The organism is Methanolobus tindarius DSM 2278, assembly GCF_000504205.1.
Taxonomy (GTDB): Archaea; Halobacteriota; Methanosarcinia; order Methanosarcinales; family Methanosarcinaceae; genus Methanolobus; species Methanolobus tindarius.
Map to the genome: position 1 here is coordinate 846,141 of NZ_AZAJ01000001.1, position 22,976 is coordinate 869,116.

At 39.6% G+C, this 22,976-nt stretch carries 29 protein-coding genes; 2 read left to right on the top strand and 27 right to left on the bottom strand.

All coding sequences use genetic code 11. The features are described 5' to 3' along the window. Positions 1-149 precede the first annotated feature (149 nt). From METTI_RS03975 to METTI_RS04055, 18 genes are read right to left on the bottom strand one after another with little or no spacing between them, the layout of a single operon-like run. Positions 150-656: a hypothetical protein gene (locus METTI_RS03975; RefSeq protein ID WP_023844531.1), complete on the bottom strand. Its 507-nt coding sequence runs from the start codon at positions 654-656 to the stop codon at positions 150-152. Continuing rightward, positions 653-862, bottom strand: coding sequence for a hypothetical protein (locus tag METTI_RS03980; protein WP_023844532.1), 210 nt, complete (start codon positions 860-862; stop codon positions 653-655). The genes METTI_RS03975 and METTI_RS03980 overlap by 4 nt, the downstream gene beginning before the upstream one ends. Further along, positions 859-1,044, bottom strand: coding sequence for a hypothetical protein (locus tag METTI_RS03985; protein ID WP_023844533.1), 186 nt, complete (start codon positions 1,042-1,044; stop codon positions 859-861). The genes METTI_RS03980 and METTI_RS03985 overlap by 4 nt, the downstream gene beginning before the upstream one ends. Beyond that, positions 1,041-1,523 (bottom strand): hypothetical protein, encoded by a 483-nt coding sequence (locus METTI_RS03990; protein WP_048135137.1) that lies wholly within the window; start codon positions 1,521-1,523, stop codon positions 1,041-1,043. Before METTI_RS03990 ends, METTI_RS03985 begins: the two co-directional genes overlap by 4 nt. Then, positions 1,520-1,822, bottom strand: coding sequence for a hypothetical protein (locus METTI_RS03995; RefSeq protein ID WP_023844535.1), 303 nt, complete (start codon positions 1,820-1,822; stop codon positions 1,520-1,522). Before METTI_RS03995 ends, METTI_RS03990 begins: the two co-directional genes overlap by 4 nt. Continuing rightward, complete coding sequence (locus METTI_RS04000) at positions 1,822-2,082, bottom strand: hypothetical protein (protein WP_023844536.1); 261 nt, start codon at positions 2,080-2,082, stop codon at positions 1,822-1,824. Before METTI_RS04000 ends, METTI_RS03995 begins: the two co-directional genes overlap by 1 nt. Then, a complete protein-coding gene (locus tag METTI_RS04005; RefSeq protein WP_023844537.1) occupies positions 2,079-2,753 on the bottom strand; it encodes an ASCH domain-containing protein in 675 nt (224 codons plus the stop codon). The genes METTI_RS04000 and METTI_RS04005 overlap by 4 nt, the downstream gene beginning before the upstream one ends. Next, positions 2,750-2,941 (bottom strand): hypothetical protein, encoded by a 192-nt coding sequence (locus METTI_RS04010; protein ID WP_023844538.1) that lies wholly within the window; start codon positions 2,939-2,941, stop codon positions 2,750-2,752. Before METTI_RS04010 ends, METTI_RS04005 begins: the two co-directional genes overlap by 4 nt. Continuing rightward, positions 2,938-3,294, bottom strand: a complete 357-nt coding sequence (locus METTI_RS04015) for a hypothetical protein (protein ID WP_023844539.1) — start codon at positions 3,292-3,294, stop codon at positions 2,938-2,940. The genes METTI_RS04010 and METTI_RS04015 overlap by 4 nt, the downstream gene beginning before the upstream one ends. Next, a complete protein-coding gene (locus tag METTI_RS04020) occupies positions 3,284-3,592 on the bottom strand; it encodes a hypothetical protein (protein ID WP_023844540.1) in 309 nt (102 codons plus the stop codon). The genes METTI_RS04015 and METTI_RS04020 overlap by 11 nt, the downstream gene beginning before the upstream one ends. Beyond that, positions 3,592-3,822, bottom strand: coding sequence for a hypothetical protein (locus tag METTI_RS04025; protein ID WP_156916242.1), 231 nt, complete (start codon positions 3,820-3,822; stop codon positions 3,592-3,594). The genes METTI_RS04020 and METTI_RS04025 overlap by 1 nt, the downstream gene beginning before the upstream one ends. After that, on the bottom strand, positions 3,819-4,118 hold the full coding sequence (locus tag METTI_RS04030; protein ID WP_023844542.1) for a DUF5658 family protein: 300 nt from the start codon (positions 4,116-4,118) through the stop codon (positions 3,819-3,821). Before METTI_RS04030 ends, METTI_RS04025 begins: the two co-directional genes overlap by 4 nt. Continuing rightward, complete coding sequence (locus tag METTI_RS04035) at positions 4,115-4,321, bottom strand: hypothetical protein (RefSeq protein WP_023844543.1); 207 nt, start codon at positions 4,319-4,321, stop codon at positions 4,115-4,117. Before METTI_RS04035 ends, METTI_RS04030 begins: the two co-directional genes overlap by 4 nt. Further along, positions 4,322-4,486 carry a hypothetical protein gene (locus METTI_RS15685; protein WP_156916243.1) on the bottom strand — a complete coding sequence of 55 codons (165 nt, stop codon included), beginning with the start codon at positions 4,484-4,486 and terminating at the stop codon, positions 4,322-4,324. Beyond that, positions 4,487-4,780, bottom strand: coding sequence for a hypothetical protein (locus METTI_RS04040; protein ID WP_023844544.1), 294 nt, complete (start codon positions 4,778-4,780; stop codon positions 4,487-4,489). Next, complete coding sequence (locus METTI_RS04045; RefSeq protein ID WP_023844545.1) at positions 4,781-5,161, bottom strand: hypothetical protein; 381 nt, start codon at positions 5,159-5,161, stop codon at positions 4,781-4,783. It abuts the gene before it with no gap. Then, positions 5,158-5,346, bottom strand: a complete 189-nt coding sequence (locus tag METTI_RS04050) for a hypothetical protein (RefSeq protein WP_023844546.1) — start codon at positions 5,344-5,346, stop codon at positions 5,158-5,160. Before METTI_RS04050 ends, METTI_RS04045 begins: the two co-directional genes overlap by 4 nt. After that, the gene (locus METTI_RS04055; protein WP_156916244.1) at positions 5,343-5,582 is read right to left on the bottom strand and encodes a hypothetical protein; all 240 of its coding nucleotides are present in this window, start codon (positions 5,580-5,582) and stop codon (positions 5,343-5,345) included. The genes METTI_RS04050 and METTI_RS04055 overlap by 4 nt, the downstream gene beginning before the upstream one ends. Before the next feature lie 554 nt (positions 5,583-6,136). On the opposite strand from METTI_RS04055, the gene METTI_RS04060 reads away from it, so the two are divergent. Further along, on the top strand, positions 6,137-6,946 hold the full coding sequence (locus METTI_RS04060) for a hypothetical protein (RefSeq protein WP_023844548.1): 810 nt from the start codon (positions 6,137-6,139) through the stop codon (positions 6,944-6,946). A gap of 245 nt (positions 6,947-7,191) precedes the next feature. Continuing rightward, positions 7,192-7,749: a hypothetical protein gene (locus METTI_RS04065; protein ID WP_156916245.1), complete on the top strand. Its 558-nt coding sequence runs from the start codon at positions 7,192-7,194 to the stop codon at positions 7,747-7,749. Positions 7,750-7,901: 152 nt separating this feature from the next. On the opposite strand, the gene METTI_RS15020 is transcribed toward METTI_RS04065, so the two are convergent. The 9 genes from METTI_RS15020 to METTI_RS04110 all read right to left on the bottom strand — a co-directional run bounded on the left by METTI_RS15020 (position 7,902) and on the right by METTI_RS04110 (position 22,812). Then, positions 7,902-9,452 carry an ATP-binding protein gene (locus METTI_RS15020; protein ID WP_023844550.1) on the bottom strand — a complete coding sequence of 517 codons (1,551 nt, stop codon included), beginning with the start codon at positions 9,450-9,452 and terminating at the stop codon, positions 7,902-7,904. Then, positions 9,449-9,823: a response regulator gene (locus METTI_RS04075; protein ID WP_023844551.1), complete on the bottom strand. Its 375-nt coding sequence runs from the start codon at positions 9,821-9,823 to the stop codon at positions 9,449-9,451. The genes METTI_RS15020 and METTI_RS04075 overlap by 4 nt, the downstream gene beginning before the upstream one ends. Continuing rightward, a complete protein-coding gene (locus METTI_RS15025; protein WP_023844552.1) occupies positions 9,820-12,027 on the bottom strand; it encodes an ATP-binding protein in 2,208 nt (735 codons plus the stop codon). The genes METTI_RS04075 and METTI_RS15025 overlap by 4 nt, the downstream gene beginning before the upstream one ends. Before the next feature lie 226 nt (positions 12,028-12,253). Beyond that, positions 12,254-16,867: a Cache 3/Cache 2 fusion domain-containing protein gene (locus METTI_RS15030; RefSeq protein ID WP_023844553.1), complete on the bottom strand. Its 4,614-nt coding sequence runs from the start codon at positions 16,865-16,867 to the stop codon at positions 12,254-12,256. A gap of 547 nt (positions 16,868-17,414) precedes the next feature. Beyond that, complete coding sequence (locus tag METTI_RS04090) at positions 17,415-17,612, bottom strand: hypothetical protein (RefSeq protein ID WP_023844554.1); 198 nt, start codon at positions 17,610-17,612, stop codon at positions 17,415-17,417. Between the two features lie 209 nt (positions 17,613-17,821). After that, positions 17,822-20,113 (bottom strand): S-layer protein domain-containing protein, encoded by a 2,292-nt coding sequence (locus METTI_RS04095; RefSeq protein WP_023844555.1) that lies wholly within the window; start codon positions 20,111-20,113, stop codon positions 17,822-17,824. Positions 20,114-20,605: 492 nt separating this feature from the next. After that, the gene (locus tag METTI_RS04100) at positions 20,606-21,106 is read right to left on the bottom strand and encodes a shikimate kinase (RefSeq protein ID WP_023844556.1); all 501 of its coding nucleotides are present in this window, start codon (positions 21,104-21,106) and stop codon (positions 20,606-20,608) included. 56 nt (positions 21,107-21,162) lie between these two features. Continuing rightward, on the bottom strand, positions 21,163-22,524 hold the full coding sequence (locus tag METTI_RS04105) for a PFL family protein (protein ID WP_023844557.1): 1,362 nt from the start codon (positions 22,522-22,524) through the stop codon (positions 21,163-21,165). A gap of 9 nt (positions 22,525-22,533) precedes the next feature. Continuing rightward, on the bottom strand, positions 22,534-22,812 hold the full coding sequence (locus METTI_RS04110; RefSeq protein WP_023844558.1) for an ACT domain-containing protein: 279 nt from the start codon (positions 22,810-22,812) through the stop codon (positions 22,534-22,536). Between the last annotated feature and the right edge of the window lie 164 nt (positions 22,813-22,976).

The window sequence follows — 22,976 nt, forward strand, 5'->3', positions numbered from 1 at the left end:
GATTTGACTTCATTAAAAAGTATCACATTTTAATTTTTCACCTCTTCTTTATATATGATTTGTGAAATCCCCTCTCAAGGTGAACAGCCTTGCTGAACAAACATGTTCAGCTAACCTGTTCTAACTTGTTCAGCAGAAAGGAATAAAAATTACTGACTACCCCACCTCTCATGGAACTCTTTAGCAGCTTTCTCACGTTCTTGTTTACTAACAAGAGGCCATGATAGCGAACACTCACCACCTGAAGCAATCTCACATTCAAGATCTGAATAGATCTGTTTGGCTTTCTCCATAGCTCTCCTTACGGATGAGTTATGTTTTATACCGAGTATTTGTTTAGCTTCAGATGTCAGGATAGAGCCACCTTTTTCTTTCTTCCGGAGTTCTTCATTAAGAATCTGTGCTCTTTGAACCACGATAGAAGTTCCAGATTTAATAATGATTTTTGAATTTTCATTCTCTTCTGTCAGTGCTTTCACTTTCTCCTTGAGGTCAGCATATTTTTCAGTCAGGCTGATAGAAGCCTCATCAAGAGCCTCGACAGTATATGATAACTGGGCAACCATTTTTTTTAATTCTCGGACTTCCTGTTCGAGTTCATTCAGTCTTGTCTCCTGCATACCTGGAACAGCGCAATGCACCATATCAGAGCTCAAAATAAAACCTCTCTGAGTACTCCTATCACGGCCAGCACAGCAAAAATAGAGAACATTGCAGCCTGTTCCTTCTGTCCGGATCTCCAGTTGTGAGCTACCAGGAGAGGATTAGATACAGACCATGCAAAGTTAGCAGCTCCTACCTGGCCAGCTGCAGCACAGGCAGCTCCCAGGATAGATATGGATGTGTAGATCTTCGGATTCATAGGAACCCCTTAGCACTTTCCAGCTTGCAGTCCGGATGAGTGTCCTTCTGTGGAGTCCATTTTTCAGTAGGCATTAATTGTTTCTGCAATTGCGAACAATACACCCCTAGAAGATTGTTGTAGACTTTGCCATAATGACACGTGTCACAGTTGTCAACTATGATCAGTTTCTGGCCAGTCATTCCTCATCCACCTCCGGACACTCATGATAGGATCCGTAAGGATACCACCTGCCACATACTCCGCATTGGACCTCATCCTCCACATCCATCTCCTCAGGAGTAGCATTTTGAGGGCACTCAACAACACGTTTCTTCATAAAACCACTCAGTGCATCAAAAACTGAAAGCAATCCAAAAAAAACATGAATAGCAGCGTATGCTAAACAATACAAAAACACCAAGAATAACGCCAGTACAATTAAGGCAGGCACCATCATAGGGACGGCATGATACGGATTTAATATATAGTCTAAAAACTCAACCGGATCAGCTATCTTGGTAAAAACAGCATAGTTTCCAACAAGGTATCCATGCAGAGCACCAGCAACAATATACCATATAACAATGGCTGGCAAACATGTGTTTAAAATATCCCCATAAGTCACATATCCTTTTTTTTCGGAATCAAAACACTTACACAGAAACGCGGTTGAGTTCAAGCGATCACCTCCTCTGGAGTCAAATACTGGCCATGCCATTCTCTGCAGATATCCTTGAGGATCTTTTCATCACAGCGAAAATATACAAGGACATTCACAAGCTGCTTGTGAGATTCCCTGTCATATTCAGAAGCCATGCTGTAGGACCTTGTTTTTTCAAGGCCTGGTATGCGATCAAACAAAACGTTTCTTAGGACTAGCCAATTCCATTTAGCTTCTGCAGGTGTATCGCCCATGGCAACAATGACATGTTCCACAATTGGCACATTGAACGGTCCGGAGGATATTGTGAACTTCATTATATCCCCTCTTCTACAACATGGTCAAGTGCTTCTGAAGCTTCAGCGAGCTTGTGAACAACCTCCTTAAGATCCTTTTCATTAATGACATGGAAACCTCGTTCCCTGGCTTCTCGCTTGAGATCATGATCTTCCAAGACCAACTCGCAAAACTTTGAATCTCCAATAGTAGGGCTGATAACGCATTCCTTTGGAGGCAAGGATCCTGATACTAGGCAGTGAGTTCCATCCTGGCATTCAATACAGATCCACAAACTCACACCATCACCTCAGCAACTGCAGGAAGGTAAGGATTAATCACTGAGGTTCTGATCTTCGACCAATTCCTGCAACCCTTTGGCATCTTCCAGCCAATCTCTGCAGTAAGTGGTCTAATATTCTTCAGAACTAATCCATAACAGACCATGCCCTTTTCAAAATAGAAGGGAGAGAGGTAGTGACACTCAGAGTATGCATCAAACTTATCCGGATTATCAAAGCGAATAGTGTCTGTAATATCTGCCACAGCTATGATCTTTCCATGAGGGAGGAGTGACTTATTCTTTCCATTTTCCTTTTTGAAGATCTCTCGTCCAAGGACCTTCTCAAAGTATTTCCTGTCTCTCCTCCTGACATGACCCTGTATCGCATAGATTGCCACAGGACCTCTATAATGGCAGTCTGTAGGCCTTATGTTAAGAACCATAATACCTTCAGCTGCCATAGAAGCAATAGGTTGTCTGAAGGAAAGTACCTTCATCTCATCGATCTCCTCCGGAACATCCAGAGGACATTGTCCCATATTTCCAGGAATCTTTTCTGCCAGGTCACACCAGTAACTCACACGTTCTTTTTTGCCCACAACATCAGTTCTGTAAGGCTGCAGATGGTCACATTTTGAAGCCCTGCAATGCCTGGTTGATGGTGAGAAGCCTTGAAGTGGTCCGGTCATACCTTCACCCCCGGTTTCCATGTAGTATAACTGACAGAAACATCCCTTTCATAACCAAACGGCTTACCACAGTTCTTGCACATATCATCACCTGAATTATGATGATACTCCCATGAATCGAGATCCTCATATCCACACCATGGACAAACTAGATTCCGGGTTCCTTCATGATCGATAGTTTCGCTCACAGCTCTCCCTCCAGGACTTCTTCCGGAACCTCATAGGGAGTGGCAGCCATTTCCTCACACTTAAACAGAACCTCATCAACATGCTCTGCCTGCTTTTCTAATGCAAGCTCCACACCCTCTATTGCATTAATTATCCTGTCAGAACCAGAGCTAAGCACACTAACCAGAGTTGCCAGATGCTTAGAAATTCCTGCAAGTTCATGCCTGCAGGCAGCCAGCTCCTCGCCCATCGGCAAGGCACTGCACATAAGACCACAGCCTTTAATGAATGGGTTGTAGACTCCACATTCCTCTTTTTTGCACGTGCTGCTTCCAGCAATATGATCAGCAAACGGACATCTTTTATGCTCCACACTGACCACTCCTGAAAACAAAAACAGTTACGGTACCATTATATGTTTCTTTGAACCATTCTCCATACATCTCGTCTCCAATATTACGCTGCATTAGAGCCCCGTTTTCAACGTAGATTATATAGTCATCAGACCAGGCAGCTTCTGAGATACGAGCTTCAGGATAATAACTGATTGTATTATTTTCGTTGACATAGATGGGTTGGAAATCAGGACCTGTAGAAACAACCAGAGCACCCATTAAGCCAGCTCCCAAAAATACTCCAACTGCGATCCAAAAAATAAAGTCTCCCCTCATCACTGACCCTCCGGAGAAGTGAGCTTTTGATATGCCAAACCAAGTCCTACGGCTACCATAAAACCAAGATATGCGCCCATTACCAAAACATCAAATAAGGCTCTTGTTTCTATTGCAAGGCCCACAGGTCCCACATCATGCTCAGCAACATTGAAATATAAAAAGGATGCCACGGTTGCCAATCCTGCAAGGATCCAGAAGAAATCTGTTTCCGGGTTTCTCACCATCACAGAGCACCTCCAATTACAGAGACATTGTTGCAACACAGGACCAGACCAAGAGCTCCCAGGGAATACCTGGAAATTTTCCACCAGCTGGTAGATCTGCAGGAACGATATACCAGGATAAGAACTGCAAGGACAACCAGTTTATAGAGTATCAAAAACGGATAGCCGTATAAGCTTATACCACTGGCTAAAAATGGGTTAAGTTCTGGGGCTCCCATCTCCATAGCTATGATGGTTGTGAGAAGATCTCCCAGGACATAGAAGGCCAGAACAGGCCATATTTGTTTAAGGAAGCTCATGCCAGAGCCTCCCTTGCCTTTTCTCTCAGGAAGCGAACAGAACAGAATGCAGGGCTTTTCATGTTGATTACTTCGTCAACCTGGAACATTTCTGTTCCATGCACATAAAGGAACCCCGCTTCATCGTCATAACTTGCATTATCAACTTCCCTGGAGACAGGTGTTCCGGATTTATCCAGTGTGATTATTGAAGCACGGACCATTCAGAATCCCCCGGGGAAGATCTTTACTTTCCTGGTTACTGGCCGGACAGAGGCAACAGTGCGAGCCCAGGGAAAACGTGTGCGTGTCAGCCTTCGCCTTCCTGCATACTTGTGAGTTTGTTTGTCAGGCCTGACATGGTCCTGAACTATGTAAGGACTTGGCATTCAGATCACTCCAAGATTCTGCAGGAGACTGATCCCAGCGGACCAGAACACAGCACATGCAATAAAGAATACTACAACTATCAGGCATCCTGCGATAAAATCAGCTACATGATATTTCCAGTCTTTAACTGGCTGCAGCCATGTGACAAAGGCATAGCCATCCTCTGAGACTGTAATTTCCGCATTGTGCATGTAAAGCATACTCATCCCGGGAACAATGCAGACCTCATCTACATCAGTTTCAGGCTCTATAATAGCTCTCTTTATCTCTGTCTTCAGGAAAGGTTTCTTCAATCAGATCACCTCCTGAGCTTCTGGCTCTGTTTGTGGAGTGAATGCAGGAGAGGGAGTGGAGGCTGGCGGATGGTGTACGATGTGGCCATTCTCTCCTGCAGTTTCATCGTATAGGAGGGAAGGCAGGAGATCGGCTAAGGGGTTGGTTATGTCAGGGTTTTCTCCTGCCTCTTCATCATTTGTATGGACTTCTGTGAGCATTTCCAGTACAAGGTGGTATGCTGCTTTTTTAGCGATAAAATGGGAATTAATCTGAGTTTGAGAGTTTGGCCTGGCCAGTGAAACAATGGTTTTCAGCTCTTTGTTTGCACGCTGGTACTCTTCTATGACCATCTGTACAATCTCTTCCCTGGTGTACTTGTAATCATTATCAGAGCTCATTGCTGACCCTCCAGGAGAGTTATTGCACCGGAGCATTCTGCAGCACGGACTTCTGACTGTGCAATGTGGTCTTTGTAGGTGTCAGGTCCTAGCCTGTTGAAGTGGTCCTGTTTATCCGCTTCATTATCAATGGCCAGTTTGAGGACTTCCACAGCATACTGGTACTTGCTTCTTTCCTCGGTCATGCCTGGACCTCCGGAGCATGATAACCTCTCCTGAAAACTATGTAAGCCGCAAACAAAAAGACGATTCCGCCAGCAAAGGCAATGTCTGATACATGAGGGAAATCGACATACGTTCCTGTGAAATGGATGATTGCATTTTCAATATCACGGCTTGCATGGTGATATGCCCAATAGAAAAAACTAGCTACGGAGCCCGAAACCAATTTATCCATCTTATCTTTAACTTCTGTACTCACTCCAGCTACAGGGCTAGAGCTTCCGCTATCTGTGTTAATGTTCTTCATTCAGCTAACCTTCTCAGGTATTTGGTATTTTGTCGGGTTCTGGTAAACTCAACAAATTCTCTATGATATACGGATATATATACTTTACAGATTACTTAGAAAATTAAAAGATGTTCGGATAAGTACGAATTGTTTGCAGTAACATCAAGAAAAAGTACTATATAGATAAAAGACCTCTTATAATATGCCTCTTTGAACCGTACACCTGCTGGTAACAGGTTCAAAATGGACAAGGTTTTTTCAGCTAACCGCCTTGTCCCAAAGTACGATAATCAGAGACGGATGCAGGGATTCTGAGTGTCATTATAATGATACTCAGAACACACATCCCCATCGGAGCACCACTCTAATTTTTCTTTAATTAATAGTAAAGTGCATACATGCAGATGTTTTTAAGATTTTTATAGAATACACAGTACATTTTTTGTAACTTCCATACAATTAATCACTAAAAAAGAGATTTAAAAGAAATAATCTTAATACTGAAATGTTATACATCAAGTATTATGAATTTAATCAAATGGGCAAAAAACAAATGGGATAGTTTTCTGAAAAAAGAAATAAACAATCAATATATCCTGATAGGCCATTTGCTATCTACATTCATAAGCATAGGATTTGCAATTAATCAATATTTCCATGCTGCCTATTATAGCAGAGTAGGAACAGAAATTCAAACAGCATTTGATTTAATTTCCAAAAATCACCACTATTCAATGATTCCTAATGAATCTGCGTGTTTTCTTGCATTCTTTATTTTAGCCATATACTTTGTTATTTTAGAGATTACCGTAAGAAGAGTTTTATCTTCTGATGCATTGAAATACTGGATACAAGCTACTTTTGTATCAGCCATTTTAATAATGCTCTCCCAGTTTGCCAGTAAAAGTTTGATTACTTTATGGCTCAACAGCGCCATTCTTCTAGTTGGATTTGGAGCTTTATTTGTTACAAATCAATATGGAAAAAACACACTTCATAACTCAATTGAGTTGAAACTGCTTTATGATGAAGTCAAAGGATTTATTCACGTATCAACTTCCTTTTTTTCAGCTGTATTAATAAGTTCAGGATTTGCATTTGTTGCTTTCATTTATGGAACAAAATACCCAAATGAAAAAGCAAATTGGTTTTTAATCATCTTTTATGCCTCTATGTTATTATACATATCAATTGGATTTTTAGTAGGTATAATTGGACAACTTTACATCCACCTGATTGAAATAAGACAAGAAATTGAAAATAGAGAGATAAAGAAAAAGCTTGAAGATTGTATTCATCCGATTCCCATATATGTGGAGAAATTCCTAGATTAGTTATCCAAGAATAGACTGGATATCTTCAAGATCTGCCTGAAATGATAATATATTGAGATAAATTTAAAGATATTACCTAGAAAAATGTATAATTTGGAAGAAAAAATGTACAATTTATTGCTAGATTAGAGAAAGAAAGTTAAGAAATGTGACCCTTTTCCTGTTATGGATCCACATTATTTTCTAATATCAATTTAAATGAATTACAGATAATTTTAATATCAATGATGGTAAAAATGAATTCAATGGTAGACAGATTATCTAAAACCGATAGAGCAATAAATCATTATGAATCAATTAGGATTTCAATCAGAGAAGAAATATTGTTTAGGATTGGACAAAGAGACAGCTTTTCAAATTATTTAGCAGTTTCATTAGGAACTATAGTGACTGCTGCTTTTTTGAGTAATAATATATTAGTATTATTAATTGCACCTTTTGCATCTATTTATTTTACTTCAATGATTATGCATAGTTATGAAATTCACGTCAAGATTATGACTTATTTACGAGACATAATAGAGCCTGAGCTTTCAAGATTATGTGAAACGCCTTGCGAACACGAATGGGAATATTTTTATACATCCAGATATAAATCGGGCATAAGACGGCATTTTTATGTGTATTCGATGTATCTAATATGTCTGTTTGTGCCCATCATTGTATATCTTATTGAACCAAGTACATGGATTGCACCTCTTCTTTGTCTATTTATATCTTGGGGATTATGTTGTTGGATAAAAATACGTAATGATGAAGTGACTAAATCTTCTGAAAATAAAAATGAAGAAGATAACAAGTAACGAATAAATCATAAAAAATTCATATCCTACTTTTCTCCAATAAAAAATCAGACATTTAAACTAAATTCAGTTTTATATAGAGAGAGTTTTATTGAAGACTGCATTATAGAAGTTCTGTGTAAACACCCCGCCTTCCCTACATATTGCTTCACCTACCACCGGGAACCCTGATCTTCAATAGTAAATGTAAAAGTGCTTCCTTTTCCTTCTTCGCTTTCTACCCGGACAGATCCATTGTGCATTTCAACAAACCATTTTACAAGAGTGAGTCCAAGGCCGGTGCCGCTATATCTCCTCGTATTTGACGTATCTGCCTGGATGAAAGGGTCAAATATGTGTTTTAGCTTATTTTCAGGAATTCCAATTCCTGTATCGGATACAGAAACACGAAGTGAAGAATCTTTTTTTTCAGCAGCAACAATGACTTTCCCATAATCGGAAGTAAATTTTATTGCGTTACTCAGGAGATTGGACATAATTAGTTTAAATTTCAGCCTGTCGGCATACATTTCATCAACCTTGATATCACAATCAAATCTAAGATCAATGTTTTTTTCAAACGCCATAGAAGAACTCACTGCAAAAACCTCATCCAGCACCTCCATAACAGAAAACTTCTCACATTCAAGTTCCATCCTGCACGTTTCCAGTTTAGATACATTGAGAATATCATTTATAATCTCAAGAAGATGTTTTCCACTTTTTGCAATGTGGTTTACGTATCCAAGCTGGTTACTATTAAGATCTCCAGCTATTCCGGCACACAAAACATCAGAAAATCCGATAATAGCAGTAAGAGGAGTACGTAATTCATGACTCATATTATCAAGGAATTCTGACTTTGCCCTGCTAAGGGATTCTGCTTCTAATTTAGAATTCAACAATTGTTTTTCAGCTTGTTTACGTTCTGTAACATCCCTGAACACCAGAGTATACCCCATAGTTTCCCCACTCTCATTAATATTGGGAGAAACAGTACCCTCCAGATAAATAAAATCATCTTCATTTTTAGCGACCCGGGTCTCAAAAACATTGTGGGAATCAGACTTAATATTGGTCACATCAAAACTCATGGAATCCGGTAATTTTTCCCCAGGTTTTATCCCACAATCAATAACCTTTGAAATCTTACGATTACGGAAAGTTACGTAAAGCTCTGGATCAACAACAACTACACAATCACACATATTTTCCAGGACAGTATTCAGGAAACTTGTGGTCTTTTCAAGTTCACTGTATTTATCCTCAAGCTTTCTGAAAACACGTTCACTGTATTGTTTATAATATTCCTCATCAGTGACAATTATTTTTTCTTTGGGTTTGATCAAACCAGCTTCATATTCATCCAGAACATTTTGTATTTCCTGTAACAATTCATTAGGTTCTGCAGGCTTAACAATAAAACGTGATGCACCAAGAGATTTTGCAAGCAGGTGGTCATTTTCGCTAACATAATGAGCAGTATAAAACACAAATGGGATATCTTTCGTTTCAGGATTATTCTTCACTTCCTTGATTAGTGTAAAGCCATCCATTTTTGGCATCATAATATCAGATATGATAAGACCTGACTTTGATTTCTTTAAAAAATCCAGTGCCTCCTTACCATTGGTTACTTCAACTGCTTCATAATCATTCGATACCAGAATTTTGACAAGCAACTTCCTGGAATTAATATTATCATCCACTACAAGCACTTTCATGATTGCATCCTTTCTATTATTTTTTCAATATCATTCATTATCGTCAGTGGGTTGATTGGTTTCTCAAAATAACCATTGCATCCTGCCTGTAGTATCTTTTCACGATCACCTGCCATGGCATACGACGTAATAGCAATGATGGGAATTTTTTCCAGTGATTCAATTCTGCGTATACGCCTGGTAGTTTCAAGTCCGTCTATATCAGGAAGCATAATATCCATCAAAATCATATCCGGCTTTTCAGTACCAGCTTTTTCAACTCCTTCCTCACCTGTCACAGCACCAATTGTTTCGTAACCGTGCCTTTTTAACACCATGTTTATCAGTTTCATGTTGTTTGGATTATCTTCTACAACAAGAACTCTGTTCATACCTGCTCCTCCTGCCTAATAGGAATGTGTAAAGTGAATGTGCTGCCTTCCCCGTATTTGCTGCTGACATCCAGAGTACCTTTAAGAACTTCACGTACAAGTTTATCTGTGAGGTACAAACCAAGACCAGTGCCTGATGTTGAATCTGTAAGATGGGATTCAAGTCTGGTGAAAGCTTTAAAGAGTTTCTGAAGGTCTTCTTCTTTTATTCCGATACCCGTATCGCTAATATAAATATCAACAAAATTATCATCAGGTTTAACCTCAAGCTCAACAGTACCTTTTTCAGAATATTTCACCGCATTTGAAAGCAGGTTTATGATACACTGAAGCAGACGCCTACGGTCAGAATAGACAACAATATCAGGAACCTCAATTTTTAGCTCAAGGTCTTTCTCTTCTGCATCAGTTCTGATAAGGGAGGTAGCCTCATCTATTACATCCCCAAGATTGAACTCTTCAGTGTAGACTTCAAGTTTTCCGGCCTCTATTTTTGAAATATCAATTACATCATTTATGAGAGATAGCAGGTGTTTTCCGGACGAAAGAACAATCTGAAGTTGTTCCTTTTGCTCAGAATTTAATTCCCCGGACCATCCTTCAAGGAGAACACTTGAAAATCCGATAATAGAATTAAGAGGCGTACGCAGCTCATGGGAAGTACTGGCGATAAACATCGATTTTAGCCTATCCAGCTCCTGCAAACGAATATTTGCCTTTTTAAGTTCCTCTGAAGTTTTATTTAGATCCTGTACAATGCTAACCAGTTCCTGCTGACTGGACTGAAGATCTGATGTACGTTCCTCCACTATTTTTTCAAGATGGTTCCTGTAATTCAGTAACTCTTCTTCTGCACGTTTGCGTTTTGTGACATTTCTGAAATATCCGATAACCCCGTCAATCTTATTGCCATTATCATATCTTGGAACATAGGTTCCCTCAAAAAACTCTGTGTTCCCTTCTTTTGTAGTTAAAGAGGATTCAAAATGCTGCAATTTGCCTGTTTCCATCACTTCTTTTTTGATTATGGCAAGTTTGTCTGCTTCATCTTCAGGCAAAAAAGAATAATCTGTTTTTCCAAGCATTTCTTCTTCTGGCAGACCTAGTGGAGAATTTACCGCAAATAAATACTTTAGTTGTTTATCCTGCATCACAATATAATCAGGAGTATTTGAAGCAACGATCTTGAATCGGCTTTCACTTTCCCTCAGTTTTCCCTCGGTTTCCCTTTGCTTTTCAATCTCAGATTCAAGATGCAGGTTAGCTACCCTCAAGTCCTCTGTTTTCTTATTTACCTGCCACCTGAATGTAACACTTAAAAGAAAAAGAGCTGCAATGAGAAATATACCAATACCAAATGCAGGAAGCACCCACTCTGGAATAACTTCCTGCTGATCATTTTCTGCTAAAAGATAGTAGTCAATTAAAGCATAATACTGCGAGTTTTTATCCTCCTTCATTTCATGGAGGGTTCTGTCAATACCTTCTATAAGAATAGGATTAATTGTAGCATTTTTATGGAATGCAAATCTTAGTTCAATTGGATTAAAAATAATATATGTCCGCTCAACATCAAATTTGTTTTTTTCACTCTCTGCAAAAAGCCTGTTCACAACACCGGCATCAACTGATTTGGAATCAAGGGAAATAAACACATCTCTATATGAAGTAACCTCCACAAAAGTACAATTAATCTCAAAGCTTTCTGTAAGAGCTTTGATTCCCCGTTCACCTTCGGTGTGAATACTGCCATTCATTACAGCTACTTTTTTACCTTCAAGGTCAGTAAGACTGGCAATTGTACTATCATGAGTAGTATAAACAATACCCCAGTTATTGAACACCGTTTCATTATTGAAATCGTATAAATTTGCCCTGTTTTTGGAATAAGCGACATCCACCATGACATCAATATCGCCGGATTCCAGCCGTTTAAGGCATGTGTTCCAGTCCCCGAAAACATACTCTACATTCCAGCTTTCATTCCGGGCAACCAGTTCTATTATTTCCGGAAAAAAACCTTTGTATTCTCCATTCTCATCTAAATAGACTTTAGGAGGATTATCATAAACACCTACCCTTATAGTCAAACCTTCATTTTCTGAAGAAGAAGCTATTGAAGTCAAAAGAAGAATCAACAAAATAAAAACTGGAATTGACCTTAAAAGTGAGACTATCCGGTCTCCGGTTATATTGTTGATCATCCCATAACACTTCCCCTGAGTGCGAAATAATATATTTTAAAGTATTTATTCAATAATTATTGAAAATATTACTTTAAATTATATATTCTTGAATTGAAGATGATGATTTAAATAATTTAGTATTGCACTGAAAAATAAAAGAATATTTTGCAAAAAAGACATGAAAAGTAATGCAGCCCCTGTCACAGGGCTGCGATTTTCCAACCAGTTCTCAAATTCCACCGAACTAAATCAGTGCATCATTTGAAATGTCAGGATGCAATTCTACTGATGATGGGGAAGAGATAGACTCATCAACATCACCCACAGGTTCATCATTAGCAACAGAAATGCTGGAATCTAGTTTGAACTTGGACACAACCAGTTGCATTCTTGAAGCTACATCTGCAAGCTCCTGAGCTGATTGTGACAGTTCCTGCATGGATGCGGTTTGCTCCTGAACTGAAGCAGAAGCCTGTTGTGCACCTGCTGCAGACTGTTCGGAAATTGTAGAAACCTCATTAACAGAAGAATTAACTTCCTCAATAGAAGCAGATTGTTTTTCAGTGGCTTCAGCAATTTCCTGAACCATCTTCACAATAGTATTTCCAGCCTCAACAACATCACCAATTGCTTTCACAGAATTACCAAGGGACTCCGCACCCTTATGAACCTCTTCAGAACCTCTCTGCATGGAATTTACAGCATTTTTAGTTCCGCTCTGCATCTGGACAATAAGTTCTGATATTTGCTTTGCAGCATTACCTGAATCCTCAGCAAGCTTACGCACCTCATCAGCCACAACAGCAAATCCTTTTCCGTGTTCCCCAGCCCTTGCAGCCTCAATAGCAGCATTCAGAGCAAGCAGGTTAGTCTGGTCAGCAATGTTTGTAATGAGATTCACAATCTCACCTATCCTGTTGGACTTGGCATCAAGATCAGTGATAACGGAAGAGGAATCGCCCACCGCAGATTTGATACCCTCCATCATATGCATCAGATCCTCCGACATTTCACCAAGACCCTGTATAAGAGTATTCGAGTCAACCGCATTCTTTGAAGCCATCTCTGAATTAATCGCAACATCCTGAACCATACGATTCATATCGACCATCGCATTGGAAACTTCCTCAGCCTTATTAGCCTGAAGCTGTGTACCCATTGAAATTTCATTAACAGTATCAGTTATCTGGTCAGCACTGGACGAAAGCTCCTCAGTAACAGCAGACATTTCCTGCGCAGTGTAAGCGATAGATTCTGCATTCTCAGTCACAAGCGACACAATATCATTCAAGGAATGCCTGCAGTTCTCAACACCCCTGGTAAGTTCCATGAAATCACCGACACCATACACATGGACTTCCCTTGTCAGATCATTGGAAGCAATCAACTCCAGAACCTCACAGGAATCTTCAATAATTCCCTGCAGAGTGTCACCTAAACCATCAAGAGTATCACTAAGAACCCTGAAATCGCCTTTGGTATCAATTTCGATTCTGGTATCAAGATTACCCTGTGAATAAGCAGTAATTACTCTGGAAGCCTCATTCACCGGGTCAACAACAGCATCAAGGCAGTTGTTGAATCCTTCCACTATTTTCAGGTAATCGCCCTGATGCTTTGATGTATCAGCACGAACATCAAGCTGGCCGTTAACTCCTGCACTTGCAAGCATATCGGCATCTGCAACAAGATTATTGATAGCATCAATACAGGTATTCAGGTTATTCTTAATTGTATTGAAATCACCGCAATAAACATCAGTAATCACCGGAGGGATGTCACCCTTTGAGATCCTGTCAAAGTATTCCGCTGTGACATTAAGCGGGCAGATTACAGCATCAAGAGTATTATTCACACCTTCTACAATTGCCCTGTAATCACCCTGCTGTCTGGAAATGTCAGCACGAACATCAAGCCGGCCTTCAATTGCAGCTGAGGAAAGCATATTGACATCGCTAACAAGACCACTGATTGCAATGATACACATGTTCAGATTATTCTTTATTTTATTGAAATCACCATGATAATCTTCAGTGATTTGTGGCGGAATATCGCCATGAGCAATATGTTCAACATAATCCGCTGCTATATATAACGGGTCGATAACAGCATCAAGAGTACCGTTTACACCTTCAATGATAGCACGATAATCACCGTGATGCTTTGAAGCATCAGCACGAACATCAAGTTTACCATCAACAGCTGCAGCTGAAAGCATATTTGAATCAGAAACAAGGGCATTGATAGCATCAATACAACCATTCAGGTTGTCCTTGATCTCATTGAAATCACCACGATAATCTTCAGTGATATGTGGCGGAACATCACCATGAGCAATTCTATCAACATACTCAGCAGCAACATTAAGCGGATTGATTACCGAATCAAGAGTTGCATTCACACCATCAATAATAGCACGATAGTCACCATCATGTTTGGAGGCATCGGCACGAACATCAAGCTTACCTTCAACAGCTGCAACTGAAAGCAGATTAGCATCAGAAACAAGCTCATTTATGGCATCAATGCAGCCATTAAGATTATTCTTGATCTCATTGAAATCACCGCTGTAATCATCAGTAATATGAGGAGGAATATCGCCATGAGCTATACGATCAACATACTCAGCAGCAACATTAAGCGGACTGATAACTGAATCAAGTGTGTCGTTTACACCATCAATAATAGCACGATAATCACCATGATGTTTTGAAACATCAGCACGAACATCGAGCTTGCCTTCAACGGCTGCTACTGAAAGCAGGTTAGCATCAGAAACAAGCTCATTTATAGCGTCAATACAGCCATTAAGATTATTCTTGATTTCATTAAAATCACCTCTGTACTCATCAGTTATATGTGGAGGAATGTCACCATGAGAAATACGGTCAACATATTCTGCTGCCACATTAAGTGGACTGATTACAGCATCAAGAGTATTATTCACACCATCAATTATTGCACGGTAGTCACCGTTATGTTTTGAAGCATCGGCACGAACATCAAGCTTGCCTTCAACTGCTGCATCGGATAGCAGATTAGCATCAGAAATCAGAGCATTAATAGCATCAATACAACCATTCAGGTTATTCTTGATCTCATTGAAGTCTCCATAATATTCATCTGTGATTTGTGGCGGAACGTCACCATGCGCAATGCGGTCAACATACTCAGCAGCCACATTAAGAGGAACGATGACAGCATCAAGAGTGTCATTTACACCATTGATAATAGCACGATAATCACCGTCATGCCTGGAAGCATCAGCACGGACATCAAGCTTGCCTTTTACTGCTGCTCCTGAAAGCATATTCGAATCCTCAATAAGTGCGTTTATAGCATCAATACAGCCATTCAGGTTTTTCTTGATCTCATTGAAGTCACCATAATAAGTCTCGGTTATCCTTGGAGGAACATCACCATGTGCAATGCGGTCAACGTACTCGGCTGCCACATTAAGCGGACTGATAACAGCATCAAGAGTGTCATTTACACCATTAATGATTGCGCGATAGTCACCATTATGTTTTGAAGCATCGGCACGAAAATCAAGCTTACCTTCAACCGCAGCTGCAGAGAGCAAATTAGCATCGCAAACAAGCGCATTAATGGAATCAATACACTGATTCATATTGATTTTTATCTCGTTAAAATCACCATGATATTCATCAGTTATATGAGGAGGAATGTCACCTTTAGAGATACGATCAACATACTCGGCAGCCACATTAAGTGGACTGATAACAGCATCAAGTACCTGATTAAGTCCCTTTGGAATTGACACAAAATCAACACCTACATCAGTGCTTGCTCTTCTGTCAAGCTGCCCCATCATTGTGGCATTAGCCATATCCTCAAAGTCAGTAACTATTTTCCTGATACAGCCTGATATAGAACTGCTCAAAAGGAAAGCAGCCAGGGCACCAAGAATAATGAATATAAGAACCGCAACTATCAGACTGTTTTTTATAGCCATCAAAGGACCCTGGAATTCTTCAAGATAACTACTTGATACTATGTACCAGTCATTTGGCTCATAATAAGTAAAGCTGGCTATCTTTTCCCGGCCTTCCCAGTCGTATTCGATAGTTCCTTCTTTAGTGGCGATAATTTCTTTTGTAAAATCATAATCATAAATATTCTCGCCTTCTAAACCGGGATGCAACAACAGATTTCCTTCAGAGTCCATTATGTACATATAACCTGTCTCTCCCACAACGATATGGCTCATATGCTCCCTTATAGAATCGATAAAAGGATCTTCCAGCACACCAACGTATAGTATTCCTATAATTTCTCCGGCATTGTTCATAATAGGCTCATATGCCGTGAGATACCAGGCGTTGACCACCCATGCTCTTCCGTAAAAAGTCTCACCTTGGTTGACTACTGCATCATAAACCGGTTGTGAGACCGTAGTGCCTACTGCCCTTTCACCCTCATTGTTGACAACATTCGTAGAAACTCGTACAGCTTCCCCGTTCTGAACCTGAAACACAGTGGCTGTTCCGCCTACCATATTCTTAATATTATCAACGATCTCATGATTGCCATTGACAAGGTAATCTTCCCCTAGCACTAATTGTCCGTCAACAATTGAAGGATCTCCATTTGAATAGAAAACAGACCTTGCAACTCCAAGATCACTATTTATCTTGTCCTGTGCGAGCGAGAAAGTAGAGTCAACATAATCTTTTTCAATTAGCATCTGGCTTTCTAAACTGCCTTCCAGTTGATTCAGAGTTCCTGCTGCTGTTTGTTCATAGGCATAGAAACCAACGATCGTTACCGGCAGTATTGTTAAAAGTAATGCTACTGCCATTATCTTGTGACTGATACGTATTTTATTTAAATCCACCTAACCACCCTTTGAGAGAAATATATTTTTCAAAGTTTTACCCAAAGATTGACATTGCATCTCTTGCTTCAATGTAAAACATAGCATGCGCGTGATTATCCTGATGAATAACATATAATTTAATTTAAGAAAAGGAAGGAACATCCGGTCGAAAATTATGCGGAGATATCTATATAACACCCGAGAAAAACGGACGAAAATATTTAATCCGCATAAGCATGTTTCATGTCGAAAACACGAAGCATAGTGTAAACTCTGCTGCACCATCAAGTCCGTTACCTCCTTGACTATAAATTATAAATTATACAACTGTGAGTGCACGCACTCTTCTAAAAATAAGTAAGAATAATATATAAATCCATGCAATAAAATATAAATAATACTATTTAGCAAATAAAATATAGATGTGCATATAAAAATGGTGCTGCTTCTACTATATCCGCTAAAAAAACATTCAATCAAAAACAAATATCAGGTAGAAAACAAAATTAATGTTGTGCACTTTAATTAAAAAAGAGAAAAAAGAAAAAGTTTACTAAAAGTTTACTTATTCTACATTCACAGCAACAAGGGAAAGTCCAAGCTCCTTTTCCAGTTTCTGGATTTCCTCAAGATCTTCCTTTGTTAGCTCAGCGTTACTAATATTGATTCCTGAAAATGCAAGAAGAGTCACACCTGTTTTCTCTTCAAGTTCTGAAATTGCTTTCATCTGCTCGTCTTTGAGTACTGAAAATCCCCATAGCATATTTTTAATCTCCTGTATAATTCCTTGACCTTTTTGGTCTTGCTAGTAAGAGATACAATGGTATTTAGGGTTTCTTATAATGCCTGCAATCACTACTTGAAAGCATACACATACTGCATCGAATAATCAACGCATATGAATAAATGTAAAAACGGAAAGAAAAAAACAGGACATTTTGGAAATGCCCTGCTATATTCAACCATTTGAATTCAATCCCTGCTTACATAAACAGCGCATATAAGTCCTAAAATTCCTAATACCAGCTCAAATCCTGGTGCACCTACAGAACTTTCCACACCCGGTTCATCCTCATCAGATTTTGCTGAAGCATCATCTTCATCGGCAACAGAGGATTCAGATTCTGCTTCTTCACCGGATTCGCCCATATCCACAACTACCACTTCTTCATCTCCGGAAGATTCAGTATCAACAGCAGCTACATCTGAAACAGCCATAACACATGTTTTCCACAATGACATTTTAAGAGTGCTTCCACTGGTGTCCTCTGTCTTAATGTAAATATCACTATAAAGATCAATAATCTGATCTGCCTTAAGAGCGATATCATCAGTATTTGACATTACAATTGCATCGTCTCCGGTGTGCAGAACTGTTCCCGAGCCACTTCCTGCATAATCAGTACCATCCATTTCCGGGGGAACTTCAAATCCATCTACTTCAAAGGCACCGTATGTACTTCCGGTTTCAATTGTAGTAATATCGCCACGAAGGAAAGCATATTTGAAAACAACAAAATCACTGTCTGCTCCACGGAATATGGAGTCTACATAACAGTAGAATACAGGATTGTCATCGCTGTCTTTGTAAAGATAAGTCCTTTCAGGTCTTGTAAGGTTCACATTACCTGAAATGACATCAGAATCTACTTCCTCACCATCACGATTAAGCTGCACCCATACCTTATCACCTTCGACATCAACCTGCTGGACAAGCAGAGACCAGCCGTCGGCAAGTTCCCACTCTTCGCCTGAGAACATCTGTTTTTTGTTATCACTCTTATATTCAACCAGTATTTTTGCGATCTTATCAGGGTTACATCCTGTAGAAAGAGAGGAAGGATCTTCAGGCATTGCAATATAACTTGAGCCGAAGAAGCCTAAAAGATAGTACTTTTTAAGATCAACATCATCGACAATATAAGTACTTCCGTCATCGGAACCACCAATCTTGGTTTTCTTCATCTGTGGCTTGCTCACATAATAAAGATCACCTTCTTCTATAGTGTCACCAAGCTTGAAAGTGGATGAGGAATTTACACTATTATTGAAATATAGTAACTCACTTGAAAGGCCAGGTTTTATCTGGTACCAGAAACCAGAGAAACTATTAGCATCCCAATAGAAATCACCGGTATTCAGTGAAGAATCAGTATTGTCATAGAGATTGCTTCTTATTTTGTATTTTACTTCTGTTGCACCTTCATCAGGACTGACTGTACATGTCTTCCAGAATGTCATTTTCAGGGTGCTGCCACTGGTGTCTTCTGTTTTAAGGTACATACCACCATAAAGGTCAATAACCTCATCCGGATCAAGACTAATATCATCATTACTGGACATGACAATAGCATCATCACCAGTATTCAGAACAGTATTTGAATTACTTCCTGCATAATCCGTACCATTCAGCACAGCAGGCACTTCAAATCCATCCACATCAAAGGCTCCGTAAGTATCCCCGGATTCAATAGTAGTAATATCACTGATAAGATAAGCGTATTTGAATACAACAAAATTCGAATCAGTACCGCTGAAAATGGAATCAACATAGCAGTAAAACACAGGATTATCATCACTGTCTTTGTAAAGATAAGTCCTCTCAGGTTTTGTCAGATCTACATTACCGGAAATAACATCGGAATCCACTTCCTCACCATCGCGCATTAGCTGGATCCATACCTTTTCACCTTCGACATCAACCTGTTGTGCCACAAGAGACCAGCCGTCTGCAAGTTCCCACTCTTCACCTGAGAACATCTGCTTCTTGTCATCGCTTCCATATTGCACAAGGATCTTTGCAATCTTATCCGGCTTACATCCGGCAGACAGATCAGAAGGATCTTCAGGCATAGCAACATAGCTGGAACCGAAGAAACCTAAAAGATAGTACTTTTTAAGATCCACATCGTCGACAATAAATGTGCTTCCATCGTCAGAACCGCCGATTTTTGTTTTCTTCACCTGTGGTTTGCTTACATAATACAGATCACCTTCTGCAAGGGTGTCCCCAAGCTGGAAAGTGGATGAAGAATTAACACTATTATTAAAATATAGTAACTCACTTGAAAGTCCCGGTTTCATTTGATACCAGAATCCTGAGAAACTATCGGCATCCCAGTAAAAATCACCGTTATTCAGTGAAGAATCTGTGTTATCATATACAGTACTTTTAAATTTGTATGTTACATCTGATGCAGTTGCAGGCACAATTAATAAAGACATTATAGCCAATGCAACTAAGATCCCTGTCATTTTTTTCATATAATACGTCTCCTGACAAGAAAACCAAACAATGCAACATTCATTTTAATATCAAAGCTGGCTCCTGATGTAATAATCTAAAATAAACCAGCGTGCAGTTTATATTAATATTGTTGCAATAAATATGATTTTCCCTACTTTTTGTGTTACTATTATGATGGGACAAACATCGTTATGTAATAAAAATATACCCATATGATATTGTATTAAAAATACATAAAATTTTAATATTTACTTATCATTACAGGTAAAAAAGTAAGAAATATAGTAATATAACTATGACAAACATAAAATCCAGAACAACAATACTACTCCCAAATACTCTGCATTTCGGCATTCGAATCAGGATTTACAGACAATACAGAACTTTTGGAATGTTTCGGTAGTGATTCCTGTTTGAGCAAATAGAATACTTTAAAAAACAGAATACAAAAGCAAAAGAAGAGTTAAAAAAGTCATATTGGTCTTTATACATGAAATCCATAAAAGGGGTTATAGCATTACCTCTTCTCTTATCTTTTTTACAACATCCATCACTTTATCTTTTCTGCCAATTTCAATTTTGTAATCGGCAAAGGAACTATAAAGTCCGGTTCTCTCTTCATAAAGACCATGCAGACCTTTTTCCTTAAGTCCCACAACACCACGGGTTGTAAGATTTGAAAGGCGGGAAACAATTGTTCCAAACGGAACCTCCAGATAAACAATAACCGAATTATTTTTAAGGAAATTCATCGCTTTTTCCGAATAGACAACACTTCCACCGGTGGCAATTATACAATTGTCCTTCAATTCCATACTGACGATACTCTGCTCCTCGGCTTTCAGCAGCGCTATGTCACCAAGATCATTAACTATATCCTGCAAGCCTTTTCCGGAGTCATCGATAACTAATTTATCAGTATCTATGAACTCATAGCCAAGTACAGAAGCAAGTTTGATTCCTGCAGAACTTTTGCCTGCGCCTGGCATGCCGATGAGTGTTATAATCATAGTATCATCACATATCCTTTCTTGAACCGGATAAATAGTTTATTAGTACCGTAGTATCAGTTAGTAAGTGACTGTATCGGTGCCGGAATACGTCCCCCTCTGGAAATGAACTGTTCAGAACTGAAATTGTGAACCGGCATTACAGGGGCACTTCCCAGCAGGCCACCGAATTCAATCATGTCGCCAACTTTTGTACCGGGAGCTGGAATTACCCTGACAGCAGTTGTCTTTTTGTTAATCATACCTATGGCCATTTCATCGGCAATGATAGCTGAAATGGTAGATGATGAAGTGTCCCCCGGAACTGCTATCATATCAAGACCGACAGAACACACACTTGTCATAGCTTCCAGTTTATCCAGTGAAAGAGAGCCACGCTGAACAGCTCTTATCATACCCTCATCCTCACTGACTGGAATAAAAGCACCACTGAGACCTCCAACTGATGAAGAAGCCATAGCTCCGCCTTTTTTAACAGCATCGTTCAGAAGTGCCAGTGCAGCGGTTGTACCGTGAGTACCGCAACTTTCCAGGCCCATGGCTTCAAGGATTGCAGCAACACTGTCACCTATTGCAGGGGTTGGGGCAAGAGAAAGGTCAAGTACACCAAACTGGGCATTGAGCCTGCGTGCAGCTTCACGACCCACCATTTCACCCATTCGGGTTATCTTGAAAGCAGTCTTTTTGATACATTCTGAAATGTCACCTAATGTAGGATCCTTAAGAGAACGCACCGCAGAGTTCACTACTCCAGGACCACTTACACCTACATTGATAACACAATCCGGCTCACCAACACCATGGAAAGCACCTGCCATGAATGGATTATCTTCCGGTGCATTGGCAAAGACTACTAGTTTGGCGCAGCCAATTCCTGCATTGTCCTTTGTCAGTTCAGCAGTTTCTTTGATTACTTTACCCATCAGGGCAACAGCATCCATGTTAATACCTGCTTTAGTTGTTGCTACATTCACAGAGGAACATACTTTATTCGTAGTAGCTAGAGCATCAGGAATTGAATTTATAAGAGAAAGGTCTCCTGGAGTCATGCCTTTCTGGACAAGTGCACTGAAACCACCAATGAAGTCAACACCTGCATCTTCAGCCGCCCTGTCAAGAGTCTGAGCAACTGATGAATAATCTGTTGCATCACAGCTCTCTGCGACAATAGCTATTGGGGTTACGGAAATACGCTTGTTAATGATAGGAATGCCGTAAAGATTCTGGATGTCATTAGTTGTTTTTACCAAGTCATTTGCATAATGCATTATCCGGTTGTAGACATTTTCATTGAAAGTATCTATATCCGGATGACTGCAGCCCCGCAGACTGATGCCCATGGTGACCGTCCTTATATCGAGGTTCTCATTGCTCACCATTTTTATTGTTTCAAGGATCTCTTCAGGATGAATCAGCATAGTAAAACCTCAAATCCGGTGCATGAAGTGGAAAGCATCTTCGTTCTGTACTTTTACTTCCACACCAAGCGCAGTACCTTTTTCAGACATTGCCTGCTGGAAAGCTGACAGATCGAAGTTATCTTCTGCGATTTGCGCTAACATAATCATGGTGAACAGATCGTCCATGATTGTCTGGCTGATGTCAACTATATTAACATTATACTGCGCCATTGTCTGCGTGATACCCGCAACGATACCAACTTTATCGATACCTATAACAGTAATAATAAAACGACTGGATGACATGAATATTCCTTCTATATATTGTTTTGTGAATGATGTTGAAAGCGATTAAGTAACTATAAAGTAGCATAATAGATGAGATGCTATTTTGACTTTGCCGATGAAAGAACATTGCTGGAAAGAGATTATAATAATGTTTCAATGAAAAAGTATATTTGCCAGTGGTT

Coding starts and splice junctions, on each gene's coding strand:
- METTI_RS03980 (WP_023844532.1), bottom strand. CDS start 862: ATGAATCCGAAGATCTACACATCCATATCTATCCTGGGAGCTGCCTGT.
- METTI_RS03985 (WP_023844533.1), bottom strand. CDS start 1,044: ATGACTGGCCAGAAACTGATCATAGTTGACAACTGTGACACGTGTCAT.
- METTI_RS03995 (WP_023844535.1), bottom strand. CDS start 1,822: ATGAAGTTCACAATATCCTCCGGACCGTTCAATGTGCCAATTGTGGAA.
- METTI_RS04005 (WP_023844537.1), bottom strand. CDS start 2,753: ATGACCGGACCACTTCAAGGCTTCTCACCATCAACCAGGCATTGCAGG.
- METTI_RS04020 (WP_023844540.1), bottom strand. CDS start 3,592: ATGAGGGGAGACTTTATTTTTTGGATCGCAGTTGGAGTATTTTTGGGA.
- METTI_RS04030 (WP_023844542.1), bottom strand. CDS start 4,118: ATGAGCTTCCTTAAACAAATATGGCCTGTTCTGGCCTTCTATGTCCTG.
- METTI_RS04035 (WP_023844543.1), bottom strand. CDS start 4,321: ATGGTCCGTGCTTCAATAATCACACTGGATAAATCCGGAACACCTGTC.
- METTI_RS15685 (WP_156916243.1), bottom strand. CDS start 4,486: ATGCCAAGTCCTTACATAGTTCAGGACCATGTCAGGCCTGACAAACAA.
- METTI_RS04045 (WP_023844545.1), bottom strand. CDS start 5,161: ATGAGCTCTGATAATGATTACAAGTACACCAGGGAAGAGATTGTACAG.
- METTI_RS04050 (WP_023844546.1), bottom strand. CDS start 5,346: ATGACCGAGGAAAGAAGCAAGTACCAGTATGCTGTGGAAGTCCTCAAA.
- METTI_RS04060 (WP_023844548.1), top strand. CDS start 6,137: ATGAATTTAATCAAATGGGCAAAAAACAAATGGGATAGTTTTCTGAAA.
- METTI_RS04065 (WP_156916245.1), top strand. CDS start 7,192: ATGGTAGACAGATTATCTAAAACCGATAGAGCAATAAATCATTATGAA.
- METTI_RS15020 (WP_023844550.1), bottom strand. CDS start 9,452: ATGAAAGTGCTTGTAGTGGATGATAATATTAATTCCAGGAAGTTGCTT.
- METTI_RS04075 (WP_023844551.1), bottom strand. CDS start 9,823: ATGAACAGAGTTCTTGTTGTAGAAGATAATCCAAACAACATGAAACTG.
- METTI_RS15025 (WP_023844552.1), bottom strand. CDS start 12,027: ATGATCAACAATATAACCGGAGACCGGATAGTCTCACTTTTAAGGTCA.
- METTI_RS04090 (WP_023844554.1), bottom strand. CDS start 17,612: ATGCTATGGGGATTTTCAGTACTCAAAGACGAGCAGATGAAAGCAATT.
- METTI_RS04095 (WP_023844555.1), bottom strand. CDS start 20,113: ATGAAAAAAATGACAGGGATCTTAGTTGCATTGGCTATAATGTCTTTA.
- METTI_RS04100 (WP_023844556.1), bottom strand. CDS start 21,106: ATGATTATAACACTCATCGGCATGCCAGGCGCAGGCAAAAGTTCTGCA.
- METTI_RS04105 (WP_023844557.1), bottom strand. CDS start 22,524: ATGCTGATTCATCCTGAAGAGATCCTTGAAACAATAAAAATGGTGAGC.
- METTI_RS04110 (WP_023844558.1), bottom strand. CDS start 22,812: ATGTCATCCAGTCGTTTTATTATTACTGTTATAGGTATCGATAAAGTT.